This window comes from Planomicrobium sp. YIM 101495, assembly GCF_009707665.1.
Lineage (GTDB): Bacteria > Bacillota > Bacilli > Bacillales_A > Planococcaceae > Planococcus.
On sequence record NZ_WLZW01000001.1, the window covers coordinates 1,258,288 to 1,272,744 of the forward strand.

Sequence of the window (14,457 nt, forward strand, 5' to 3'; positions counted from 1 at the left end):
CACAATCTTTACCTTATCGACTTTTGTTGAGATTTACGTGTGTAAAGGAGGGATTGAAACGCTCTCTGTCTTCCAACTGTTGATAATCCCGCTCCCCATATGCCTTCTTCATTTTTTTGAAATAAGCTTGAGCTTTCGACTTCAGTTCATCCAAATCAACACCTGGAATCTTTCTATCCTTCATGACGACGCGCCCATTTATAATGGACATCTTGACATCTCTCCCTGATCCACTCATGATCATCGTACGAATTGGATCATCCGTGATTCCCATATGATAGCCGTCCAAGTCGATGACAATCACATCCGCCTTCGCTCCAACCACCAGTCGCCCTAGGTCTTCCCTTCCTAAAAACTTCGCGCCACCGAGTGTAGCAGCTCGGTAGAAATCAGCGAATGAAGAACTTTGAAGCCGTTTTTCATGGAGGCGTGAAATCATACTGCCTGCCCGGATATTTTGAAAAATGTCAGGTGGGAATGTGTCTGTACCAATCGCGATATTGACGCCTGACTCCTTATATCTCGCAAAGGATTCCAAGCCGCTTCCACGTCGTCCCATAATGATCGGACAATGGATGACAGTCGTCTCTGTTTCATTGAGAATTGCGATATCATCGCCCTCTCCCCCGTTTGCTTCGCTATATCCCGCGATGAAGTTCGCATGCGGAATCCCTGTCTGTGGCCCTAAAAAGCCAAGGCTATTCAAATATTGGAGTGGCGTGACACCATGCTTTTCGAGAAGGCTATGATATTCAAAACTGCCTTGGGCTGCGTGTAGTTTAATCGGCGCTCCCAGTTCCTCACTATAAGCTTTTGTCTTTCTCAAACTCTCCTCCGTCTGGCTCTCAATCCGCTCCGGTGCAAACATCCCTTTCACGAGCCCGTCATAAGCACCGTCAAACTCTTTGACAAATTGGACCGCTTCCTCCAAGCCCACTCGTCCCGCTTCTTCATCCCACTGAACTTCAATCGTTCCGTCATCTTTCACAACACGCATGCCAAATTGATAGCTCGGGCCTAAGTAAATTCGCAGACCTAATTTTCCCGCATGTTTCGCAGCTGCTGCAGATTCAGCGTAAGTCTCTGCCCATTTTTTATAGAATACAGATGTAATCGGCATCGCTGTCGTGACGCCATTCAGAATTAGCTGAGTGTATGCATAAAGTGATTTGAACGCTTCTTCCTCTTGTGTCATCGCTTCTTTTGAACTGTTTTTCATATAATCCTCTGACCACAATAAATTCTTCATTCGTTCCTCATCCGCTTCGATATGCAAAATGTCATGATCGATATCTCCAAGCGCATTCAAATCAATGAATCCAGGACTAATCACTGCATTGCCACATTCGATTATTTCATCGACTACTCCATCATATTCGTTGCCGACATAAACAATCGATTGTTCTTCGTATACCACTTCTCCATTTGTAAGTAACACGTGATCCTCTTCGTGATAACCGATTACATACTTCGCCTTTAATTTCGTCTTCACCATATTGCCTCCTCTAGTATGAAAAATTGATTATCACAATTATAAAGAAAATGTTGGCCTTTTAATTGCTTAAATAATACGACTTTTTAAACTATTTATACTTATTTTTTGAAGTCAAGTTTTGATGTATATCACTTCGGCGTCTATAAGAAAACGCCTTCTGCAATTGAATTGCAGAAGGCGTTTTTTCATTCTTTATACAAACGAACTTTCTAATCGCTCAACTTCACTTCTTCGGCTGCTGATACTCATTTTCCCAGAAATCCGCGTCTTTGATTCCTAATTTCACCGGATCAAAGACCGGGTCTTTCCCTTCGCGTTTTTGTTTCTCATAATCCCGCAGAATTTTAATCGCAGGCTTAGTCAAGAACAGAATCGCTACGAAGTTAAGCCATGCCATACTTCCCATTCCGAGATCGCCGAATGCCCAGGCAAGATCAGCAGAAGCAATGCTTCCATAGTAAATCATGCCGAGCAGAACGACTTTCAAAATATGGTTCGGCCATGCGCTTTTGATTTCGCGGTCTTTGCTTAAGAACACGAGACAAGTTTCCGCTTTGTAATAATAAGACATGACCGTTGTGAAACAAAAGAAAAACAGTGAAATGGCCAGGAACGCTGCGCCAAAGCCGGGCAGGACGGATTCCACTGCCAATTGCGTGTAAATGGACGGAACAGCCGCGCCATCGAGGTTGGATGTAATCGCTGCTCCCCCGTCCGGCTTCACATCGTACATGCCCGTCAAAAGAATCATGAAAGCAGTTGCCGTACAGATGACCAATGTATCGATGTAAACAGAGAAGGATTGCACTAATCCCTGTTTAGCAGGATGCGAGACTTCTGCTGCACCTGAGTCGAAAGTTTCGCTCCCGATACCCGCAGCGTTGGAGAAAGCTCCACGCTGTACACCCCATGCAATCGCAGAGCCTACAATCCCGCCGAAAGCGGCGTCAGTGCCAATTGCACTCCCGACAATCAAGGAAAAGAGCGCTGGTATATCAGTGACATTGAATAAAAGGATGATCAAGCACATGCCGATATAAATGAATGCCATGACCGGCACGACAATTTCAGCCGCTTTCGCGATCCGTTTGACTCCACCGAAAATGATGATCCCGAGAATCACCATCAGTAAAACACCTGTGATGACCGGGTCAATGCCGAATGCATTTTCAACGGATATCGCAATCGTATTGGCTTGCAGGCTTGGCCACAGTATCCCCATGACAATCAAGGTAATAATGGCAAAGAGAATGGCAAACCATTTCATCTTAAGTCCTTTTTCGATGTAATAAGGGACACCACCACGATATTCTCCGTCAATCTTACTTTTATAAACTTGCGTCAATGTAATTTCGATGAACGATGTGGCCCCGCCAAATATGGCCATGACCCACATCCAAAAGACGGCTCCAGGGCCACCGAAAGCGATGGCGGTCGCAACCCCCGCGATATTCCCCGTACCGACACGGCTTCCAAGCGACATTGAAAATGCCTAGAAAGAAGAAACACCTGCTCGCGAAGTACCGCCCTTAAAGGTCAAATTGAACATATCCTTAAACATGCGCACTTGCACAAAACGAGTAAAAATCGAATAAAATAACCCGATCAATAAAAACGCATAAACCAATGCAGAACTCCAAACAATGTCATTCAGCCAACCTACTATATCTTCCATGCAGCCTCCCCCTAATACTTCCTGCTGTGCTTCAGATGAATTTTTTCAGAAGTATTATTCGTTTTTTAGTATGTTCCATTCTCCTTGTTGATGATGATCATTCGTATGTAATCAAACTGCTTGCCATGCCGCAGTTTCCAACGCGCCCCTATTCCTTGAGTCGTAAAACGGTTGACTCCCGATTTAACTTCTTGCCCAATCCTTGTATACCCTAAAAAAATCATTAAATGATTTAAAAACCTAGGATGTAGTATAGTATTCCTTAAATAAGACCCTCCTTTTCTTCACAGGGAGAAGATTGTCGATATTTTTTCAGAATACTATATTTATTGTAACATATATGTAAAAGTGGCTTTAAAATTGTGTACTAGACATCTCATGTTTAGTGTCTGAGTACCCTTTCCCCCTCCAAAAAGCGGTATAATAGAAGTATATGATCGATACTTCAGGAGGCGAAAACGGATGTTGAAAAGTTTTGCAGAATTGTGTTTGGCTACATTCAAGAAAGATCAGCTGAGCAGCAGTGAGAGTGAGTTGTACCGCCATAGTCACGATGAATCGCACCATGCGGGTGTTGAACCGGATTATGTCTTTTTCCCAGAAAGTACAGAAGACGTCCGGAAGATGACTGAGATCGCGACGCAGTTCGAGATTTCGATGACGGCTTTCGGAGTAGGCTCTGGTCTTGAAGGACAAGCGATTCCTCTTCAAAAAGGGGTGTCTATCAACTTCGAGCGGATGAACAAAGTAATCGAATTCTCACCAGAAGATATGTTGATTACTGTTCAGCCAGGCATCACACGGCTTGAACTAAACAGCGTCGTTAATAAACACGGTCTATACTTCCCAATCGACCCTGGTGCAGACGCAACAATCGGTGGAATGGTCGCAACGAATGCCAGCGGAACGACGGCAGTGCGCTACGGATCGATGCGTGACCAGTTGCTTGATTTAGAAGTTGTGCTTGCGAACGGCACGGTCTTACATACAGGAACGAAAGCAAAGAAATCTTCATCTGGGCTTCATTTAACGGGCCTTTTCGCCGGCTCTGAGGGGACACTCGGATTCATCACGGAAGTCTCCTTGAAATTGCACGGCATTCCGGAACACTCGATTGCTGCAACATGCACGTTCGCGGATCCAAAGCTTTGTGCGGAAGCAGCGAATATCATCTTGATGAGCGGCATCCCTGTCTTGCGCATTGAATTCGTGGATGCGCTGAGCATCAAGCAAGTGAATCAATACGGCAATTATACGATTCCAGAGGAGCACTCCCTGTTCATCGAATTTGCTGGTATGCAAAAAGCGGTCGAAGAAGAGGTCCTTCTTGCAGAAAGCTTGCTGGAAGAAATGGGCTCCAAACGCTGGAAAGTTGCGACCGAGTCGACGGAACGCGCACAGCTATGGAAAGCACGCCACGAAATGTCGTATGCATTCCGACATAACAAAGGAACACAAGTAACAGACGGTGATGTCTGTGTTCCGATTTCCAAGCTTCCCATCCTTGTTGAGTACGCACGTGAATTGATCAATGAGAGCGGATTGCAAGGTGGCATCCTCGGACATATTGGAGATGGAAACTTCCACACACTAATCATGTTCGATCCGACGAGCACGGATGAATTCCAAAAAGCCGAAACCATCAACTCAAAACTGGCCGAGAAAGCGATTGAATTCGGCGGTACTTGTACTGGTGAACACGGCGTCGGAATCGGCAAGAAGAAATACCAGTTGAAAGAACACGGCGAAGCACTCGCAATCATGAAGAGTGTAAAGCAACTGTTCGATCCGAAAAACTTGATGAATCCTCAAAAGATTTTCGATTGAATAGCTAGAGTCTAAAACACTCCAAACAAACGAAAAACCTTCCAAAAGCAGCGGCTGCTTCTGGAAGGTTTTTCGTTTTATTTCCCTAATAGATCGAGCTGTTTCATAAGCGCTTCGATTTTGCCAATTTGCTCTTCGTTAATGGAACGAGAAGGTGGCAAGACCGTCGTAGAAATATCAATTCCACGTAATTTCACCGCTTCTTTTACAATACTCAAGAAAGGTGTTTCCAACTCGTAAAGTGAAGGCATCAACGCTAACTTCTTGTGTTGTTCAACGGCTGCTTTGTAGTCGCCTTCTTTGTACGCCTTGTACACACCGACCGCTAACTGCGGTGCGAAGTTCGAGCTCCCCGGAATGGCGCCGTCCCCGCCAGTAATCAATGTATTCAACAAGTGATCGTCAAACCCGGCAAGTACCGAAAAATGTGGATGCTTACTTTTGACGTTCTGCACCATCTTGCGAATATGTGCAGTGCTATCGATCGTTTCTTTGATCCCTACGATATTCGAGTGTGCATCTGCCAGTCGCAGTACAAGCTCAGGAGATAGATCCTGCCCCGTCAATGTCGGGAAGTTGTACAAGATGATCGGACCTTTCACTGCCTCAGCGATTTCATGGTAGTGCAAGTACAAATTCTCTTCCGACAATCCCCAGTAATAAGGGTTGATGATCACTACGCCGTCCGCTCCGTGTTCTTCAGCGTGGTGGCTCAGTTCGATGACTTCCTGTGTACTTGTTCCACCTGTCCCGATTAATACAGGCAAGCGTTTGTCCACATAGCGGATCGCAAATTCTGCGACTTGCTTACGCTGAGCAACGCTCATCTGGCTGAACTCTCCCCCGCTCCCAAGGAAGAAGAGACCGTCGACACCTTCATCGATCAAAAAGTCGATGAGTCTCCCCATTCCTGCTTCATCCAAATTGTACGATTCATCGAAAATTGTTGATACCGGTGGAATAATCCCTTTAAATTTTACGCTCATTTGTCAGCACCTCCATTTCAATCGAATGGTCTTATTAATACATCTCTCTTATAGCGCTTTATACAGAAGTTCTTTCAAGTTGTCGACTGTCGAGACACGCGGGTTGTTTCGGATCAATCGATCGATCGTCAACGTCGTCTTCGCAATGTGTTCGATGTTTTCTTCTTTGATGCCGATTTCGCTTAGCTTCGTCGGCAATCCAATTTTCTTCAACAGCCCCAACACAGCTTGTGAAGCAGCCGTAGCCGCCTCTTCTTTAGAAAGTTCAGCCGTATTCACATCGAATAGCTGAGCAATCTTCTCCATTTTATCCAGTTGAACGGATGCGTTGAAGTCCATTACGTAAGGCATTAAGAGCCCTGTCACTTCACCGTGCGGAGATTTTACTAGGCCTCCAATTGGATACGCAAGTGCGTGAGCAGCTGCATTTCCTGCGTTCGAGAATGCCATTCCCGCGAGCAAGCTAGCAAGCATCATGTTTGAGCGAGCTTCCAAGTTGCTTCCTTGCTGGACTGCGAGTACAAGGTTGTCCGCAACCAATTCGATTGCTTGGACAGCAAGTGCATCCGCAATCGGAATTGCTCCTTGAAACACGAGCTCTCCTTCTGCTTGGATATAAGCATACGGCTTAGCTGTATACGATTCGATCGCATGGGACAAAGCATCAATCCCTGAGCATGCCGTAACGTACGCAGGCAATCCAACTGTCAGTTCAGGATCTAGCAATGCAACAAGTGGGCGCAAGTGGTTATCTGAGATACCGAGCTTCAAGTTGTTCGCAACGTCCGTCACAACCGCAACAGAAGTTACTTCTGAGCCTGTCCCTGCTGTTGTAGGGATCGCGATGAGCGGTGTTACCGGTCCTGGCACTTGGCTCTCTCCGCTTGCATAGTCCATCGGGTGACCGCCGTGTGCAGTTAACAATGCGACAAGTTTCGCCATGTCGATGCTGCTCCCGCCGCCAAGGCCGATGATTGCATCTGTATCCATCTGCTCCTTCGCGAACTCGTAACACTCTACCGCCGAGTCTACAGGTGGTTCTGGAACGACTTGGTCATAGACGACTACTTTATAGCCTGCTTCCGCTAGCATATCCGTAATGCGATCGACAATCCCTGCTTGTTTGATTCCTGGATCGGTGATCAACAAGACGTTCTTCGCTTTCAATTGCTGAAGTACTTTATCTAATTTCTGGATGGAGCCATTCCCGAATACAATTTTCTGTGTAGATAAGAATTCCCAAGTATTCCTCATATTTTCCACGTCCTCTTCACGGATTATAAATCGATTACTACCAATCGTTCGTCAGTCATTTCTTCGACTGCATAATGCGGACCTTCCTTGCCTACGCCGCTGTCTTTCACTCCGCCGTAAGGCATGACATCCGTCCGGTAAGTCGAAACGTTGTTGATGATGACGCCGCCGAATTGCAGTTCCTGTGCGGCGCGCATCGCTAGACCGATATTTGAAGTGAAGAGTCCGACTTGCAGACCCATGTTAGAATCATTCGCTTGTGCGAAAGCTTCGTCGATATCGTTGTAGATCAAGATGCTGATAACTGGTGCGAATACTTCTTCACAAACGACTTTCATCGTGCTTGTTACGTTCGTCAAAACAGTCGGCTGTAGAACCGAACCTTCTCGCTTGCCACCAACTGCGATTTTCGCACCTTGTTCGACCGCTTCCTGAATCCATTGGTCTGCACGTTTTGCTTCAGACTCGCTGATCATCGGTCCGACATCCGTTGAAGGGTCTTCCGGGTTTCCGACTTTCAAACTTTCAGTAGTGCTGACTACTTTTTCGATGAACTTTTCTGCGATGTCTTCGTGGACATAAATGCGCTGAACGGAAATACATGCTTGCCCAGCATTCGAGAAACCGCGCGTCGCGCAAAGCTCTGCAGCCTGCTCCACATCTGGTGCATCTTTATGGACGATGTTCGGAGAGTTATTCCCGAGCTCCAATGCCACTTTACGGATTCCAGTTTTGCTCTTCAAGTGTTTCCCTATAGCAGGGCTTCCAGTGAACGTGTACATATTGATTCGCTCGTCTTCAAGCAAGTACTCGCCCGTTTCGCTTCCTGATCCATTCACTAGGTTCAAGAATCCTGCTGGCAGGCCAGCTTCTGTCAAAATGTCGACCATCTTACATGCGATGATCGGCGTCACTTTCGTCGGCTTCAATACAACTGTGTTACCTGCCGCAATTGCTGGTCCGATTTTATGTGCAGTCAAGTTGAACGGGAAGTTGAACGGCGTGATTGCTGCTACGACACCAACCGGGACACGGACAGTGAATGCGATTTTATTTTCACCACCGCCCAAGTTCAACGGAATCCCTTTACCGACGATTCGTTTCGCTTCCTCAGCAGATGCGATGAACGTCTGGATGCCGCGGTCAATCTCAGCTGCTGCATCTTTCATCACTTTCCCAGCTTCATAAACAAGGATGTTCGCCAACTCTTCACGGCGCTCCTTGAAGAGTTCTGCTGCTTTCATTAAGATGTTGTAACGCTCGACTTCACTTAGTTTCTTCGTCTTGAACGTCGTTTCAGCGTTCTCGATCGCTCTAGAGACCATTGCCCGGTCCGCTTTTCCGATCCGTGCAAACTCTTCACCAGAGTATTTGTGGTAGACAGGAATCCATTCTTCGCTTTGAATCCATTCTCCGTTAATATAATGTCCGTAAGTTTCCATTTCTAATTCCTCCTTGTATTCAATTCATATTTTCAATCGGCAAAAGGATCGTAATTGTGATAACGGTCGTGGTGAATTGCATCCGAAACGAGATACTCATAAATCTCATCTACGATTTCGATACCGTTCTCTTCACTTGCCAGCGCTCTCGCTTCGCTTCCTTGACCTGGGTATTGGACGCTTTCATAGCCTGGTGCCGGCTTCATGTTGTTCATGTCCGCCATCGTCTGCTCGATGTTCGCCTTGAATGTCTCGAGATCTGAGTAGAACGCCGGGTTGATGACGATATGCAATTGGCCGAGGTTTCTGTCCTGCGTCAAATCACCGTAAAGTGGACTGACTTGGTTTCCAAAAGGAAGGCCGAGAAGAACACCGGAAAGGATATCGACCATCATCGCCAGGCCGAAACCTTTAGCTCCAGCAATCGGCAATAGACCTCCAACTTTGAACGGATCCCTCGTTGGGTTCCCTTCGTTATCCACTGCCCATGTATCGGGAATCATTTCGTTCTTCGAGCGGGCCTCTAAGATCCTGCCCCAAGCTTTCACCGTCGTCGCCATATCGAATGTAATCATCTTGCCATTCTTTCCAGGTGCTGCGAACGCAATCGGATTCGTGCCGTAATAAGCTTCCGATCCACCGAATGGGACTGCCATCGGATCCGCCTGACACACTGAGATTCCAATCAGATCTTCACGAGCTGCTTGCTGGACGAAATATGCAAGTGCCCCGCTATGGGAGATTTGGCGTACCCCTACAATTGCTACACCATTCGTCTTCGCCATTTGAATCGCTTCATCCATCGCCTGCTTTGCAGCAACATGTCCCGTCGCATTATCTCCGTGGAACACGGCTGTACTTGGTCCGGTCTTTTCAAATTTGAAATTCGGGTTGGCATTGATGCCGCCTTTAACGATTCGTTCCGCATAATATTCCACGCGGATTGCACCGTGTGAATGCGCACCTTTCGCATCAGCGAATGCCAGCACATCTGCAACGACTGATGCGTGCTCCCCGCTCAGTCCGGCTTTTGTCAGTTTCGCTTGGATCAAATTCATCAGTTCATCTTTTGTGACGTTCAAATCTGTCCCCTCCTGCTTCTTGTTTACTCACTTAGCCGCTTATCAATATTCCAACACACGGTTCCGCACGTTTCGTACGTGCCCGGAAATTGCTGTTAATGTTCGAAAGACATCACGTGTCCGCAGCGCTTCGATAATCTCTTTATGCTCTTTGACCGCGTCTTCCTGATCTACTTCCCCTCTCACATGGTAAAAACGTGCGATATGAAGGTGGCTATATAAATTTGCATGCGCACTCGTCAAGAAATCGTTGCCACCCGCCTCCATTAAGAGGTGATGGAACTGATCGTCTAATCGGACAAACTCGATGACTTTCTTATATGACTCGTTTGTATCCACCAACGACATCTCTTCCGTCAACTCCGCCAGTTTCGGCAAAAGCTCCATCTGGTTGGCGCGGATGATTTTTTCAGCCGCATCGCTTTCCAGCAGGATACGCACCTCGAGCATATCCCTCATGCTTTTCGCATCCAGGATCTCACTGACACGGTACCCTTTGTTATGTTCTTGGATAACCAGCTTCTCGACACTCAAGCGAGTCAGTGCTTCACGTATCGGAATCGTACTGACATCGATTCGTTGTGCTAGCTGGGAAATATTTATTTTCTCACCAGGAGGCAATTGCCATTCAAAAATCATTTCTTTCAATGAGTTATAGGCATAGTCGGTGACTTCCCGTTTCATCGTCGTCATGGGAGACCTCCTTCTGAATTAGTTGGAATTAATTGAATATAAAATTAGTGTACTAATAATATATGATTTAGTCAATAAAAATCGTTTTCAATATGACAATCATTAAAAAACAGAGAAAGGATCATTAAAAAATATACGATTAAACCCAAAAACAGCACCACTCATAATGAGCGATGCTGCCAAACATTCATTTAATCAAGTAAGCCGGATCTTTCCCAGTCGCTTTATCCACGATATTCATGACTGCTTTTTCTCGGATTTCACGGTAAGCATCTACTGAATACCATGCAGCATGAGGTGTCAGAACAACTTGATTCATCTCGCGCAGTGCGTGTTCACGCGGCAAAGGCTCTTCCTCTGTCACATCGAGGAATGCACCTGCAAGCTGCCCTTTTTGCAGAGCAGCCACCAGTGCTTTCTCATCGATGATCGGACCTCTCGCCGTATTGACGATATAGGCGGTCGACTTCATCATGTTCAATTCGGCTTCTCCGACCAAGTGATGCGTTGCCTTGATCAGTGGTACATGAACCGAAACGAAGTCACTGCTCGACATGATTTCATCGACTTCCGCTTTCACAACTCCTTCTTGCGCCATCTGTTCTTCCGTGACGAAAGGGTCGTAAGCTTTCACTTGGTAACCGATCGCTTTCAGCTTTTCACCTAGACGGCGCGGAATCTTCCCGTAACCGAGAAGGCCGACGACCGCTTCACTTGAGCGTAACGGAATTTCAGCTTTCTTGAAATCCCATTCGCCGTTTCTTGTGTGCCGATCATGGAGGAACAATCTTCGTGCTGCAGAAAGGATTGACGCAAGCGCATGATCGGAAACTTCATCTATACAATAGTCATTGACGTTCGCCACTTGAATGCCAAGCTCTTTAGCTGCTTCAAGATCGACCATATTGATGCCGATCCCAAAACGTGAAATCAGCTTCAAGTTCGGTGCTGCTTCCATGATTTCCCGGTCAATATTTGCATACAAGATCAGCAGAGCATCACTTTTCTTAGCAGCCTCGATAATTTCAGCTTTGTCATGCGATTGAAGAATCGTCAATTCGACCCCAGCTTCTTTGAAAATCCGTTCTTCCAGAAGCGTATCTTCCCAATCATGGTCGACGAGCGTTACTTTAAACATAATTGATTCTTCCTTTCTACGTCAAAATCAAAGACAATCCTGAAATATAAGTTACAATCAACAACGTGATAACCAGCCCTATGAAAGGTGGAATGATCGCTTTACTCAATTGAACGATCTTGATATTGGATACACTTGAAGCTACGAATAAGTTTAATCCGAGTGGCGGTGTAATGAACCCAAGACTCAAGTTGACGATCATGATGATCCCGAAGTGAATCGGGTCGATGCCCATTTGCATCGCCAGCGGCAATAGGACTGGCGTCAGGATAATGACTGCCGCGATGGTTTCCATGAACGTACCGACAACCAAAAGCAAAACGTTGATCAATAGCAGAAAGATAATCGGATTATCCGTAATGCTCAACATTGCAGATGCCACTTCATTCGGAATTTGTTCCAGTGCCAAGATACGGCCGAATACCGCAGCTGCTGCGATGATCAGCATGATTGTTCCAGTTGTAAGTGATGAATCGTAAACAGCAGCCAATGATTCTTTCCAAGTCATCTCGCGGTAAATCAAGAAGCTTAGAACTAAACCGTATACAACCGCTACAACTGCAGCTTCTGTCGGTGTGAAAATCCCGCCGTAAATCCCGCCCAAAATTACGACCGGCATCAAGAGTGCACCTTTCCCACGGTTGATTGCCTGTAATCTCTCTTTCCATGTAGCACGTGGGTCTGTCTCATAAGCATGTTTACGTGCATGCAGAACAGCCCAAATGATTAAACTTAAGCCCATTAAGATACCCGGGATGATTCCTGCCATGAACAAGTCCCCAATGGACGTTCCAGAAGAAACCCCGTAAATTACCAAAGGAATACTCGGTGGAATGACGATTCCGATTGTCCCTGCTGCTGCGATCAATGCTGTAGCGAATACTTTACTGTAGCCGCGCTTGACCATCGCAGGAATCATGATTGTTCCGATCGCTGCAACAGTCGCAGGACCTGAACCCGAAATAGCCGAGAAGAACATTGCAGTCAAAATCGTTGCAATCGCGAAACCGCCGCGGTAATGGCCGACGAACGAACTTGCGATGTTCAATAACCTCTCAGAAACTCCGCCTTTCCCCATCAGCACTCCTGCCAAAATGAAGAATGGAATCGCCATCAAAGGAAATGAGTCGTTAGCTGTAATCATTACTTGCGTCATCAAGCTGAACGGCAAAGAAACATCAGTGAATAGAATCGTCACTAGGCTGGCGATCAATAATGAGAAGCCAACCGGAACAGACAATAATAGTAGAACGATCAGTGAAACGAATAAAACGATTGAAGCACTCATACAATCGGTCCCTCCTTATGCTCTGGTTCCTCATCTTGATAAATATGGATAGATGCTTGAACCAAGCGGAGGATCGCAAAGAGAAATCCTACCGGTAGGGAAGTATACACAATCCACATCGGTATTTGTAAAGTTGCAGACTTCTGGTTGAAGGTCTGCATTTGTTCAACCAATAAGTAACCTTGAATCAATAGGAAGACAGAAAGAGCCATCAATAATATGTAGACAAATTGCTGAAGAACACGTTGAAGTGTTTTTGGTAAACGCTCCATGATGAGATCGATTGCAATATGCCTCTTCTCGACAAAGGCAATGCCGACTGATAGGAAAATCAGCCAGATGAACAAATAACGTGAAGCCTCTTCTGTCCAGGACATCGCATCCCCAAGGACATAGCGTGTAAACACTTGAAGGAAAATCAAAATGACCATAACAATCATCGATGCTGTAATAAATGCTTTCTCGAATCCATTCAAGATCCTAAGCAAGTTTTTCATAAGACGACCTCCCTTAAATAGGACCGGACAGTCATTGGCTGACTGTCCGGATTTAGTTCATTATCGGCCTAACTCTTCCATCAAAAGGTCAAACAATTCCGCACCAGCCAATTCCTTGATTTCAGGGTAAACGACTTCCATCGCTTCTTGGAAATTCGCTTTCTCTTCATCAGAAATCTCGACCAATTCCAATCCTTCACCTGTTAACAACTCAAGAGATGCACCTTCATCTTCAGCGGATAATTCACGGTTATAATCACGCGCCTCGATTACTGCATCTTCTACAACTGTCTGCAAATCTGCTGGCAAGCTATCATAGAATCCTTGGTTGAAAATTACTGGCCAAGGAGAATACATGTGGCCTGTCAGTGTCAAATACTCTGTTACTTCCTGGAATTTCTGTGCATACGTAAGTGCTAACGGTCCTTCAGCAGCATCAACTGTCCCTTGTTGCAATGCTGTATACAGCTCGTTGAATGCGATCGGTGTAGAGTTCGCTCCAGTAGCATTCCATGCTTTGATCTGCTGCTGGCTTTCTAGTGTACGCATCTTTAATCCATTCATATCTTCCATTGAAGAAACTGCTACATTGTTATTGAACAAATGACGGAATCCATTTTCCCAATAACCGAGCCCTTTGATGCCGACTTCCGACAATTGATCCAGTACTTCCTGACCTACTTCCCCGTCCAACGCTTTATGCGCTTGAGCAGCATCGGTGAACAAATACGGGATATCCCACAAGTACATACCAGGGCTGAATGCTGTCAATGGTGCACTTGAAGGAGCTGCCATCGTCAAGTTGCCCAATTGAACCGCTTCGATCATTTCACGTTCCCCGCCCAGCTGGCTGTTCGGGTAAATTTCTACAGTGATCTTTCCATCAGAATTCTCTTCGACCAATTCTTTAAATTTCTCGAAAGATTTGTGTCCAAAGTGCTCAGTCGTTGTAGCATGTCCTGCTTTAATTACGAATGCATCCCCGGAGTCTGATGACTCACCTGCGTCAGCTTCTTCATCGCCACCACACGCTGCCAAGATTGTCATAAAAGCAGCAATTATTAATACTAATCCCCATTT

General features: G+C 46.0%; 11 protein-coding genes and 1 pseudogene. 1 reads left to right on the top strand and 11 read right to left on the bottom strand.

Translation table 11 applies throughout. The annotated features are described in order from the left end of the window. Window positions 1-13: 13 nt before the first annotated feature. Window positions 14-1,492 (bottom strand): amidohydrolase family protein, encoded by a 1,479-nt coding sequence (locus tag GIW82_RS06265; protein ID WP_370456111.1) that lies wholly within the window; start codon window positions 1,490-1,492, stop codon window positions 14-16. A gap of 226 nt (window positions 1,493-1,718) precedes the next feature. Continuing rightward, window positions 1,719-3,170 (bottom strand): annotated as a pseudogene (locus GIW82_RS06270) (alanine/glycine:cation symporter family protein). A 462-nt stretch (window positions 3,171-3,632) separates the two neighbouring features. On the opposite strand from GIW82_RS06270, the gene GIW82_RS06275 reads away from it, so the two are divergent. Continuing rightward, window positions 3,633-4,997, top strand: coding sequence for an FAD-binding oxidoreductase (locus tag GIW82_RS06275; protein ID WP_154749004.1), 1,365 nt, complete (start codon window positions 3,633-3,635; stop codon window positions 4,995-4,997). A 77-nt stretch (window positions 4,998-5,074) separates the two neighbouring features. On the opposite strand, the gene GIW82_RS06280 is transcribed toward GIW82_RS06275, so the two are convergent. The 9 genes from GIW82_RS06280 to GIW82_RS06320 all read right to left on the bottom strand — a co-directional run bounded on the left by GIW82_RS06280 (window position 5,075) and on the right by GIW82_RS06320 (window position 14,424). Then, window positions 5,075-5,983, bottom strand: a complete 909-nt coding sequence (locus tag GIW82_RS06280) for a dihydrodipicolinate synthase family protein (RefSeq protein ID WP_154749005.1) — start codon at window positions 5,981-5,983, stop codon at window positions 5,075-5,077. Between the two features lie 48 nt (window positions 5,984-6,031). After that, window positions 6,032-7,237 (bottom strand): hydroxyacid-oxoacid transhydrogenase, encoded by a 1,206-nt coding sequence (locus GIW82_RS06285; protein ID WP_154749006.1) that lies wholly within the window; start codon window positions 7,235-7,237, stop codon window positions 6,032-6,034. Between the two features lie 23 nt (window positions 7,238-7,260). Continuing rightward, complete coding sequence (locus tag GIW82_RS06290; protein WP_154749007.1) at window positions 7,261-8,679, bottom strand: aldehyde dehydrogenase family protein; 1,419 nt, start codon at window positions 8,677-8,679, stop codon at window positions 7,261-7,263. Window positions 8,680-8,711: 32 nt separating this feature from the next. Continuing rightward, window positions 8,712-9,761 carry an ureidoglycolate dehydrogenase gene (gene allD / locus GIW82_RS06295; protein WP_154749008.1) on the bottom strand — a complete coding sequence of 350 codons (1,050 nt, stop codon included), beginning with the start codon at window positions 9,759-9,761 and terminating at the stop codon, window positions 8,712-8,714. A 42-nt stretch (window positions 9,762-9,803) separates the two neighbouring features. Beyond that, entirely contained in the window at window positions 9,804-10,454 is a 651-nt protein-coding gene (locus GIW82_RS06300; RefSeq protein WP_154749009.1) for a GntR family transcriptional regulator, read from the bottom strand. A gap of 187 nt (window positions 10,455-10,641) precedes the next feature. Next, window positions 10,642-11,592 carry a C-terminal binding protein gene (locus tag GIW82_RS06305; RefSeq protein WP_154749010.1) on the bottom strand — a complete coding sequence of 317 codons (951 nt, stop codon included), beginning with the start codon at window positions 11,590-11,592 and terminating at the stop codon, window positions 10,642-10,644. 16 nt (window positions 11,593-11,608) lie between these two features. Then, the gene (locus tag GIW82_RS06310) at window positions 11,609-12,880 is read right to left on the bottom strand and encodes a TRAP transporter large permease (RefSeq protein ID WP_154749011.1); all 1,272 of its coding nucleotides are present in this window, start codon (window positions 12,878-12,880) and stop codon (window positions 11,609-11,611) included. After that, window positions 12,877-13,377 (bottom strand): TRAP transporter small permease, encoded by a 501-nt coding sequence (locus GIW82_RS06315; protein WP_154749012.1) that lies wholly within the window; start codon window positions 13,375-13,377, stop codon window positions 12,877-12,879. Before GIW82_RS06315 ends, GIW82_RS06310 begins: the two co-directional genes overlap by 4 nt. A 60-nt stretch (window positions 13,378-13,437) precedes the next feature. Beyond that, on the bottom strand, window positions 13,438-14,424 hold the full coding sequence (locus GIW82_RS06320) for a DctP family TRAP transporter solute-binding subunit (RefSeq protein WP_195913966.1): 987 nt from the start codon (window positions 14,422-14,424) through the stop codon (window positions 13,438-13,440). Window positions 14,425-14,457: the final 33 nt, after the last annotated feature.

Bases quoted from the DNA above. Each gene is read 5' to 3' on its own strand.
- GIW82_RS06275 (WP_154749004.1), top strand. From the start codon at position 3,633: ATGTTGAAAAGTTTTGCAGAATTGTGTTTGGCTACATTCAAGAAAGAT.
- GIW82_RS06315 (WP_154749012.1), bottom strand. From the start codon at position 13,377: ATGAAAAACTTGCTTAGGATCTTGAATGGATTCGAGAAAGCATTTATT.
- GIW82_RS06305 (WP_154749010.1), bottom strand. From the start codon at position 11,592: ATGTTTAAAGTAACGCTCGTCGACCATGATTGGGAAGATACGCTTCTG.
- GIW82_RS06310 (WP_154749011.1), bottom strand. From the start codon at position 12,880: ATGAGTGCTTCAATCGTTTTATTCGTTTCACTGATCGTTCTACTATTA.
- GIW82_RS06300 (WP_154749009.1), bottom strand. From the start codon at position 10,454: ATGACGACGATGAAACGGGAAGTCACCGACTATGCCTATAACTCATTG.
- GIW82_RS06285 (WP_154749006.1), bottom strand. From the start codon at position 7,237: ATGAGGAATACTTGGGAATTCTTATCTACACAGAAAATTGTATTCGGG.
- GIW82_RS06320 (WP_195913966.1), bottom strand. From the start codon at position 14,424: ATGACAATCTTGGCAGCGTGTGGTGGCGATGAAGAAGCTGACGCAGGT.
- GIW82_RS06280 (WP_154749005.1), bottom strand. From the start codon at position 5,983: ATGAGCGTAAAATTTAAAGGGATTATTCCACCGGTATCAACAATTTTC.
- GIW82_RS06290 (WP_154749007.1), bottom strand. From the start codon at position 8,679: ATGGAAACTTACGGACATTATATTAACGGAGAATGGATTCAAAGCGAA.